Annotated in this window: 11 protein-coding genes; 9 read left to right on the forward strand and 2 right to left on the reverse strand. The window is 63.2% G+C overall.

Features of this window, described 5'->3' with window-relative positions; genetic code table 11:
• Positions 1-208: 208 nt before the first annotated feature.
• Positions 209-649: a transglycosylase domain-containing protein gene (locus ACRCSW_RS11885; RefSeq protein WP_438705325.1), complete on the reverse strand. Its 441-nt coding sequence runs from the start codon at positions 647-649 to the stop codon at positions 209-211.
• Positions 650-679: 30 nt separating this feature from the next.
• A protein-coding gene (locus tag ACRCSW_RS11890; RefSeq protein WP_438705343.1) for an IS5 family transposase occupies positions 680-1,467 on the reverse strand; the annotation gives its coding sequence in 2 pieces (ribosomal slippage) (positions 680-1,131 and positions 1,131-1,467; 789 coding nt in all).
• A gap of 506 nt (positions 1,468-1,973) precedes the next feature.
• On the opposite strand from ACRCSW_RS11890, the gene ACRCSW_RS11895 reads away from it, so the two are divergent.
• The 9 genes from ACRCSW_RS11895 to ACRCSW_RS11935 form a co-directional block, all read left to right on the forward strand.
• Positions 1,974-3,041 (forward strand): NAD(P)-binding domain-containing protein, encoded by a 1,068-nt coding sequence (locus ACRCSW_RS11895; RefSeq protein WP_438705327.1) that lies wholly within the window; start codon positions 1,974-1,976, stop codon positions 3,039-3,041.
• 35 nt (positions 3,042-3,076) lie between these two features.
• Positions 3,077-3,673, forward strand: a complete 597-nt coding sequence (locus tag ACRCSW_RS11900) for an HD domain-containing protein (RefSeq protein WP_438705329.1) — start codon at positions 3,077-3,079, stop codon at positions 3,671-3,673.
• Between the two features lie 132 nt (positions 3,674-3,805).
• Positions 3,806-4,666 carry an MBL fold metallo-hydrolase gene (locus tag ACRCSW_RS11905; RefSeq protein WP_438705331.1) on the forward strand — a complete coding sequence of 287 codons (861 nt, stop codon included), beginning with the start codon at positions 3,806-3,808 and terminating at the stop codon, positions 4,664-4,666.
• Positions 4,663-5,586 carry a carbohydrate ABC transporter permease gene (locus tag ACRCSW_RS11910; protein WP_438705333.1) on the forward strand — a complete coding sequence of 308 codons (924 nt, stop codon included), beginning with the start codon at positions 4,663-4,665 and terminating at the stop codon, positions 5,584-5,586. The genes ACRCSW_RS11905 and ACRCSW_RS11910 overlap by 4 nt, the downstream gene beginning before the upstream one ends.
• On the forward strand, positions 5,583-6,410 hold the full coding sequence (locus ACRCSW_RS11915; protein WP_438705335.1) for a carbohydrate ABC transporter permease: 828 nt from the start codon (positions 5,583-5,585) through the stop codon (positions 6,408-6,410). The genes ACRCSW_RS11910 and ACRCSW_RS11915 overlap by 4 nt, the downstream gene beginning before the upstream one ends.
• A gap of 28 nt (positions 6,411-6,438) precedes the next feature.
• The gene (locus ACRCSW_RS11920; protein ID WP_438705337.1) at positions 6,439-7,710 is read left to right on the forward strand and encodes an extracellular solute-binding protein; all 1,272 of its coding nucleotides are present in this window, start codon (positions 6,439-6,441) and stop codon (positions 7,708-7,710) included.
• Positions 7,703-8,803, forward strand: coding sequence for an ABC transporter ATP-binding protein (locus tag ACRCSW_RS11925; protein WP_438705338.1), 1,101 nt, complete (start codon positions 7,703-7,705; stop codon positions 8,801-8,803). The genes ACRCSW_RS11920 and ACRCSW_RS11925 overlap by 8 nt, the downstream gene beginning before the upstream one ends.
• Positions 8,800-9,471, forward strand: coding sequence for an HAD family hydrolase (locus tag ACRCSW_RS11930; RefSeq protein ID WP_438705340.1), 672 nt, complete (start codon positions 8,800-8,802; stop codon positions 9,469-9,471). Before ACRCSW_RS11925 ends, ACRCSW_RS11930 begins: the two co-directional genes overlap by 4 nt.
• Positions 9,468-9,654 (forward strand): HD domain-containing protein (locus ACRCSW_RS11935; RefSeq protein WP_438705341.1); only part of this gene is annotated, 187 nt, incomplete at its 3' end. The genes ACRCSW_RS11930 and ACRCSW_RS11935, both read left to right, overlap by 4 nt.

Consider the following 9,654-nt stretch of genomic DNA (forward strand, 5'->3'; position numbering starts at 1 on the left):
TTTGGAACCTTGCTCGCGGAACTCATCAGGGCCAGGGGTGGCTACGCCGCCGCACAAATAGGCCGGACACACGACTGTACTGACGACCGTCGCAGCATCGCCAAAAACCTCTTGCATTGCAGGAGCCATCCACACACGAACCCTGGGGCGCTCGAACGTTCATCATCAAAGATCCTGACGACAACCTCATCGCCTTCGCCGGACGCGGCTAGGGTGCGGACGGAACGGACGCTGACTGACAACCTTCTAGCCAGACGTCGCTATGATCTTTGGGGGCACAATTCCCCGCGACTAGGCGCTCAATCCGCTCCAACCGCTCCGCGAGGGCGGCATCTTCTCGACGCAGATCGAAGGTTGCTGGTGCAACGAGAACCGCAACCAATCGCAAAAACTCTTCTTGCGACAGTTCGTTCGGTGGCCTCTGATGCAGTTCCTCGCTGGCGTGAAAGAAGCCGGTCATCCAGCCATTCGGACCCCGCCCCATTTCGACAGTCTCAAGCCAGAGAGCGAGGATCTGGTCTTTGTCGAGCCGCGCTTCGAGACCCAGAGCATAACCCGTCTGGCGGATTTTTCCGATCCCCGGACGAAACTGTTCGAAAGCCAACCGCTTTGAAACCGACTGAGAAATTGTTGTCGCCCCGGCGCCCAAGGTGTTGAAATCAATCCCGGAATGACTAGGTCATGTTGACAAATGGCGGAGCCAGAGGCGGATTGACGTGATGTCGATGAAAGCGAGGAAGCTCACGGCGGTTTTGTCGTAGCGGGTGGCGACGCGGCGGGCGTTCTTGAGCTTGTTGAAGCATCGCTCCACGAGATTGCGCAGCCGATAGAGGGTGCGATCCACGGCCACGCGTAGCTTGCGGGTTTTGCGCATCGGGATGACCGGCACCACGTCCCGCGCTTCCATGGTTTTGCGAATGCTGTCAGAGTCATAGCCTCGATCCGCGAGGAGGACGGCGGGCTCGGGCAAGTTGTCGACCATGACCAGATCGAAGCCCAGATAGTCCGAGGTCTCGCCCGGTGTGATCTCTGACCTCATCGGTAGGCCTGCACCGTTGACGCGAAGGTGGATCTTGGTCGTGAAGCCACCTCTTGAGCGGCCAAAACCCTGTCGCGGAGTCCCCCTTTTGCGCCCGCTGCCTGATGATGGGCGCGAACCACGGTGCTGTCGATCATCTGAAGGGCATCGGGAACCACCCTGCTCTCGTTCAGAGCGTCCATGATCCCTTCCCACAACCCCGCCAGGGTCCAACGTCGGAACTGGCGATACACCGAGGACCATTTGCCGAACTCTTCCGGCAGGTCATGCCAGGGCGAGCCCGTCCGCGCAATCCAGAAAATCCCATCCAGAACAAGACGATGGTTCATAGGCTTGCGCCCGCTCGGGGCGCAGACTGCAGAGATGAAGCGTCCATGAAACGCCCATTCCTCGTCCGACATAAGGTCTCGTGCCAAGCTGAGCTCCATCATAGATATCAGCTTGAATCACGATCAGCGCCCTTTGTGAATCCCTTTTGTCAACACGACCTAGGCCCAGCCAATGTTCAGTATGCCAGCTCTCCAGTCGTCTGGCTGGGCATCATTTAGGAAACCAGAATACACTGAGCGGAACAGTTCTGACGTACGAAGCGCTAGTCTTTGCGTCACAAAAGGGTAACTGAGTCGCGTGTATCGAGCGATGTACTCACACGTTAAACGGCACCGTCGTTGTCACGGCAGCTGGGATCACCGGCCAATCCGCATGATCGGGGCCGGGCGAACTGCGATGGAGAACTGCAGATATGAGACACATTGAGCCGTCGCATGGGCTGGCCACGTCGACACATGCGATCCATCCTCAGCACCTTTTGCAGACACATGGATCAGACCCTTCGCCCGCGGTCGGGGTGCCGTCGGCTTCCGGGATGGCGCAACGGCAGTTTGTACCCGCAGGCGGCAGCGTCGCGAGCTTTTTTGATCGCGTGCGGGCGGGGATGTCCGGGCCTCGCTCACGCATCGTCATGGTGGGGCACGCGATCGGAAGTCTGCCCGCCTATCTGGCCGCCCTGCGCAAATCCACCGATGTGCTGGGTATTCTGGTCAAACCCAAATCGGCCCAACCGGACATTCTGCGCCGGATCGCTCGGCATCACCGGACCGAAATCCTGTCGCGTGCGATTTGCGACAGCCCTCTCGCGATGTCCGATCTTCTGGACCGGATGACCGAAGCGCAGGATACGATCCTTGTCGACATCGGCGGGTACTTCTCGAACGTGCCAAAGTGGCGCGCCCAAGGCTACTTTCCCAACATCAAGGGCATCGTCGAAGATACCGAAAACGGCCATCAGCGCTACGAAAGGGCGGACTTGGCCGATATGCCGGTGATTTCGATCGCGCGCAGCCAGACCAAGCGTCTTGAAGACTGGTGGGTCGGTCGCGCCATCGTCTTCTCGGCCGAACGCCAGCTCCGCCAGATCGGCGACACCTTTCATTCCAAGCGGATCACCGTGCTGGGATTTGGCAAGATCGGCTTTTCTATCGCCGACACCCTGACCCGGCAGGGCTATGACGTTTCCGTCTTCGACACCGATCCCTGCCGCCGCGTTCTGGCCAAATGCCTGAACTACCGCATCCCCGACCGTGAGGATGCGATCCGGAAGGCCGACATCATCTTTTCCGCCACCGGCAACAAGGCCTTGTCCGCAACCGATCTCCAGCAGCAGAGGCGCCCGACTTTCGTGTTCTCGGCGACCTCGGGGGATGATGAGTTCCACATCGACTTCAAGGCAACCGTGCGATCCTACGGAGATTTCTGGGAGCTGCCGATGCATGACGCCCACGCGATGCCCGTATTTTTCGCAAACCTGGGCAATGCGGTGAACTTCATGGATGGCGGAGAGATCGGGCGCTACGCACACATGGTGCAATCCGCCATTCTGCATGGCGTCGATGCCATTCAATGCGAAGAATTCGCACCGGGCCAGATTTCGGAGCTGTCCGAAGCGCGCGAACGCCTGATCTCAAGCGCGTATATCGACGAGTTTCAGGTTTCCGACGAATGATGTTCGCTTTCGAGCCGGGCCTTCGCGCCTTTGTCGTGGAAAAGATCGGGATCGATCCGGCGCACGACATTCTGCACATTCAGCGGGTGGTCGGAAATGCCAAACGCTTCGCCGCTGAAGAGCCGGGCACAGACGCCGAAGTCGTGACAGCCGCCGCGTGGCTGCACGACGTCATCACCGATGTGCCGGTCGACGGCCCGCGAGGGCCCTCGGCGCTCGACTCGGCGCGGGTGGCGCGCGACTTCCTGCGTCGCGAAAGGTTGTTGTCCGCAGACGCAATTGACAGCGTACATCACGCAATTGCTGCCCACTCCGGGAAAGGTCCGCAGCCGCAGACCGCCGAGGCGCGCGTGCTTCATGACGCGGACCTGATCGACAGCCTCGGCGCGGTCGGTCTTGCGCGCTGCATCATCGTCGGTGGCCGTTTTGGCGCGTCGCTCTATGATGAAGAGCAGCCGATCCCCGAAAGCAGGGCGCTGAACGACCGGCGTTTCATTGTCGATCACTTCTTCGAACGGCTGTTTCGTCTTGAGAGCCGTTTCCTGACGCCAATGGGCAAACGCGAGGCCCGGTCCAGGACGGCATTCTTGCGCAGCTATGTCGCGGCGCTGACGGAAGAGATCGTCGTGTGACCGGCACGATTGCGTCCGTGCCGGGCGGCTCGGATCCATAGACGCGGCCTATGGCTGGTTCTCTCTTCCGAACAGACAGATGCCGCAGCGCAAAAGATACTGATTGCTCGAAAGGTTCTGGAAGGGCACGCGGTGACGCGGGAACTGAAGCTGCAGGTCTTGGGATGTGCTGGCGGCTACCCCTATGACGGGGTGGCGTGTTCGGGGTATCTGGTGTCGGCGGGCGGCGCGGGTGTGCTTTTCGATTGCGGACCTGGGGTCGCTGCAAGGCTTCTCGCCCGTATGCGCGCCGTCGATCTTGAGGCGGTGGTCATCTCGCATCTCCACCCCGACCATATTCTCGATCTGATCCCGCTGGCCTACGCCGCCATGACCGAATGGATATCCCGTGGCCACGTCCGGCGGCTTTCTGTCTTCCTGCCGCTAGGTGGCCTGGCTTTCCTGACCCGGCTGGCCGGTCTCTTTGACCACCGCAGCTGGCGCCTTGACGGCGATGGTCAGGGCGAGGGTCTGACAAGGCTTCGCAATGCTCTCGCCGAAGGCCGCGACTGGGTGTTCGAGGTCTTCGACGTCAACGAATTCACGGCCGGCGAAGCCTTCGTGGCCGGGTCGCTTCTGATCGACACCTGCGTGGCGGACCACACCACCGAAGCCGCCTGCCTTGCCACCGGACCGGTCGGCACGCGGCTGGTCTACACCGGCGACACGCGGTCGTTCGACGGGCTCGTGGACTTCTGCCGCGATGCCGACGTCCTGCTCTGCGAGGCGCATTTTTCCGGATCACAGCCACCGGGTGGTGCGCACATGACGCCCGAGGAGGCGGGCGATCTTGCCCGCGCCGCCGGGGCGCGAATGCTGCTTCTGACCCATCTCGCGGCAGCAGAGGACGGGTCTGCCGCGTTTGCAGCGGCATCACAGCGGTTCGGCGGGCCGGTCGGTCTGGCACTGGCCTGCCTGCAGGCAGAAACCGTCATCCAGATAGGTCAGGCATGACCGATCTCGATATCCTGCGCGCGCCCTTGACCGCGCTGCCACGCGGCAGGCTGGGGTATGGCGCGGCCCCCTACCTGTTCGTGGCACCTCTCCTCGTTCTGCTTCTGGCCTTTGTCGCGATTCCTGCGGCATTTGCCGTCGGACTGATGTTCTTCGAGGTCGATATTCTGGCCGGAACCTGGGCATGGGCCGGACTGGACAACATCCGCGCAGCCGCAAGCCGTGGCGAAGTCGCGAACGCGCTCTGGGTTACCGGCCGCTACGCGCTCCTGACCGTCATTCCGTCCGCCATGCTGGGCCTTGCCTGCGCCCTTGCCATCGACACGCTGCACCGGGGGGCCTGGTTCTGGCGGGCGATCTACTTTCTGCCGGTTGCCGCGACGCTGGTGGCCATGGCAACCGTCTGGCGCTGGATGTTCCTGGCACGGCGCGGGCTCGTGGACCAGACGCTGGGCCGGTGGACGGGAGTGTCGGACTGGCTGAATTCGACCGACATGTCACTGGTGGCCGTCGCCATCGTCGGGAACTGGCAGCAGGTGGCGTTCGTCACGATCATCTACCTGGCCGCCTTGGGCGCCGTCCCCGCTCATGTGATGGAGGCCGCCCGGATCGACGGCGCAGGTCGCGTGGCCCGGTTCTGGCATGTGACCTGGCCCACGCTTGGGCCCGCAACCGTCTTTGCCCTTGTCATCAGCGTCATCCAGGCGCTCCGCACGTTCGACACGGTCGCCCTGATGACCGAGGGAGGCCCCTCCGGCAGTTCCGAGACGCTGACCTACCTGCTGTGGAAGCGTGGCATCTATTTCTTCGATATCGGCGGCGGGGCGGTTGTCACCTGCATCATTCTTGGGGTGGCTCTCGCGGCAACAGCCGTCCAGAAACGCGCCACGCGCCGTCTGGAAAGTGCTGGGCAGCGATGACAGCCGGTCACGCCCGTCAGATCGTCCTGCATCTTGCGCTGACAGCGGGCGCAATTCTGGTGCTGCTGCCGTTCTGGCTGATGCTGCGCACCTCTCTCACCCCCGAAGAGCGCATCTTCGAAGGCTCCCTGCTGGCCCTGTCCGAACCAACCCTCGACAACTACGCCCGCGTCTTTGCCGAGGTTCCGGTGCTGCGCTACTACCTGAACGGGCTGATCGTGGTCGGCGCGATCCTTATCGGGCAGATCGTCACCTGCGTGCCGGCCGCCTATGCGCTGGCGCGCTGGCGGTTCGTCGGGCGGGACCTCAGTCTCTGGCTCGTCCTGCTGGCGATCATGGTCCCGTTTCATGCAACCGCGATCCCGATCTATGTCCTCCTGGCCTGGTCGGGCCTGATCGATACCCGCGGCGCACTGATCCTGCCATTCATCGGTTCAGCCTTCAGCGTCTTTCTCTTGCGCCAGTTCTTTCTCAGCCTGCCGGGATCGGTCTTCGACGCCGCAAGACTGGACGGCGCGGGCCCGATGCGGCTTCTGGTTCACGTCGTCTTTCCGCTGGCCCGCCCCGCCATCCTGACGTTCTGCCTCTTCAGTTTCGTCTCGCACTGGAACGACTACTTCTGGCCCTCGTTCGTCCTGCGCAGCGATCATGCGGCGACCGTGCCCTTCGGCATCGTCCGCTTTCTCGACCATGAACTCGGCGGCGACTTTGGCGCGCAGATGGCTGCGGCCACGCTCACGGTTCTGCCGCTCGTTCTCGGATTTCTCATGGCGCAGCGCCACTTCGTGTCGGGCATCGCGCTTGCGTCTGGCCAGGTTGACTGACCCCCACCCAAACAAAAGGACTTTCCCCATGGTTCATGCGTTCCCGAAATGCCGCAGTCTGCCGTTCATCCTCGCTGCCACCCTCGCCCCAATCGCGCCCCTTTTCGCGGAGACCACCGTTACCATCGTCTCGGGCCAGGAAAGCCAAAATGGCGATGTCCTGAAAGAGATCTTCGCCGGGTTCGACGCCGCCGACACGTCGGTTGCCATCGATCTTCAGATCGACAACAAGAACGACCTTGAAACCGCTCAGCGCGTTCTGGCGGACATCGTCGCGGGCAACCCGCCCGATGCGGTGCGGGTGACCGGCGCGATCTTCTCGACGTTCCTGCATTCGGGGCGCGCGCAGCCGCTTGATGCCTGCCTCGACAGCCAGCCCGCCCTAAAGGCGCAGCTTGACCCGTCGCTCCTGGACATCCTGCGCGGTCCCGACGGCAAGCTTTACGCTATGCCGTTCTACACCACGCTGCCCGCCCTTTACATCAACGCCACGGCCTTCCGCGAAGCGGGTCTGGATCCCGCCAAGCCCCCCGCGACATGGGCCGAACTCAAGGACGCCGCCGCAAAGCTGAGCGATGCCAGTACCGGCAAGTTCGGCGTCCTCATGTACATGCCCAACACCTATCTCTTCGAGGCGCAGGCCGAATCCGCAGGCGCACAGTGGATCGACGCGTCCGGCAGCCCCAGCATCAACTCCCCCGCCGCAGTTGAAACCATGGCCTTCATGCGCGGACTGGTCGAAGACGGCCAGATGCCCGCCATCGCGCCCTCGGCGTTCTGGAGCGAATTTGCCGCCCTCTTCCGGTCCGGTGATCTGGGCATGATGATCTTCCCCTCATCATCCTTCCCGCAGTTGACCGGTGGGGTCGATTTCGAGGTCACGCTCGCCCCCATGCCGATACGGGAAGGCGGAAACGTGATGGCCAATGCCTCGGCCAACGGCTTTGTGATGCTCGCCACGGACCCCGAGGCTCAGGCGGCGACCTGCAAGGCGCTTTCGGCGCTGGTCACACCCGAGGCGGTGACGCGCATCGTCATGGCCACGGCAACGGTGCCGCACAATACCGAAGCGGCGAAAGGCGAGGCCTACCTTGCCCCCTATTTCGCCGCGAACCCTGCATTCGCGGCGGTGAACTCGCAGCCGTCCGACGCCTGGTTCGCCATTCCCGGCAACGAGAATACCGAATTCCAAAGCCGCTTCGGCGACATCCAGTTCGAGATCCTGAATGGCGATGTCTCGGCTGCCGACGGGATCGCCCGGTTGCAGGATGCCCTGGCCGACCTGATGCCCGATGGCTGAAATCGAAGACCCGGTGGTCGACGCCCCGGAGGTCGAGGTCCGGGGCCTCGTCAAATCCTACCCCGGCTCGACCGTCCCGGTGCTTGACGGCCTGACGATCCGCTGTCCCGCAGCCTCGGCGACGGTCGTCGTCGGCCCCTCGGGTTGCGGCAAGTCGACCCTGCTCCGCTGCATCAGCGGGCTCGACGCGCCAGGCGCGGGCCATCTGCACTTTGGCGGTCGTGACGTGACGAACGTGGATGCAGCCCGCCGCGGCGTGGCGATGGTGTTTCAGAACTACGCGCTTTACCCGGACAAGACCGTGGCCGAGAACATCGCCTTTCCGCTCCGCATGATCGGCCTGTCGCGCGACAATCGCACAGCACGGGTGCTGGCCGCCGCCCGCCTCGTCCGGATCGATGCGCTTCTCGACCGCCGACCGGCCCAGCTTTCGGGTGGCCAGCGTCAGCGCGTCGGCATCGCCCGTGCCATCGTGCGCCGCCCTGACGTGCTGTTGATGGACGAGCCCCTGTCCAACCTCGATACAAAACTGCGCACCGAAATGCGGGCGGAACTGGCGGCCCTGCACCGAAAGCTAGGTGCCACGATGATCTACGTCACCCACGACCAGACCGAGGCGCTGACCTTGGCCGATCATCTGGTCGTCCTGAACGCCGGACGCGTCGCCCAGGAAGGGCGGCCCGAGCCGGTGTTTCTGCGCCCCGCCAACACCTTTGTCGCGGAATTCCTCGGGCGCATGAACCTCTTGCCGGTCCGGTCTTCCGGCCCGCCGGTCCTTCTGGCGAATGCCCCCGTTGCAGGCTGGCCCGCCAGCCTTGCGCCACCCTTGACCGGCACGACCGTCGGCTTCCGGGCCGAGGATGCCCAGGTGATGGCGGACCGCAGCAGACCGCAGCCGGATGCCTTACATCTGTCCATCAAGGTGGAACACGTCGAGCTCATGGGCACCGACCGTCTTTTGATCGGCCGGTCGGGTGATGCCGTGCTACGCGTGCGGTGCCCGACTGCCCTGCCCCTTGGCGAGACCGTCGCGATTGCGGTTGAAGCAAAAGCGCTGCACATGTTTGATGTGGAAGGAAACCGCCTGCCATGAACCTTGCGCCCTTCAGACCCCCTCCGCCGACAATTCGCCATGTGATCTGGGACTGGAACGGCACCCTTCTCGATGACACCGATCTGACCGTCCGCGCATCGATCGAATGGCTGGCATCCAAAGGACGCCACGGCCTGACCCGCGATGACATCCGCCGCCACGCATCACGCGACTTCGCGGCCTTTTTCGGATCACTCCTCAACCGGCCCTTGGGCAGTGATGAGCTTGCCGATGCCATCGCCTTCTACCGGCGGCTCTATGAGCCGCTCAAGCGAAGCCAGTCCCTGGCAACAGACGCGCACGACGCCCTGGCCCAATTGGCCGCCCGGGGGCGATCACAGTCCATCCTGTCGATGGCGCCACAGACCGAGGTGCAGGAACTGACCCGCCTGCACGGCATCGACGGCCTGTTCATCCGGATCGAGGGCCAAAGTGACGAAGGCGGCATGACCAAGCTCGACTCGCTTCGGTTGCATCTTGCCGCTCTCGGCCTTGATCCGGCCGATGTCGCGATGATCGGCGACTCTCTCGACGATCATGCCGTGTCCACCGAGGCCGGTCTTTGGCCGGTTCTGGTCAGCACCGGCCTGACCGATGCGGCGCGCCTGCGGAAGACGGGTGCCGTCGTCGTTCCTTCCCTGCTCGAAGCCATTGGATGTCTGCCATGAACGATACACTCGCGCTGAAACTGGAGACGGCACTTCGCGCCCATGCGGACCTGTCAGACGGAAGCCACGATCTGTCGCACCTGCGCCGCGTGAAACGCATCGCGCTGCAGATCGCCGCGCGTGAACGGCGCGGAGATCACGACATCCTGATCGCGGCGGCCTACCTGCACGATCTGGTAAACC

Origin of the sequence: Tabrizicola sp., assembly GCF_051645465.1 — a bacterium.
Taxonomy (GTDB): Bacteria; Pseudomonadota; Alphaproteobacteria; order Rhodobacterales; family Rhodobacteraceae; genus Tabrizicola.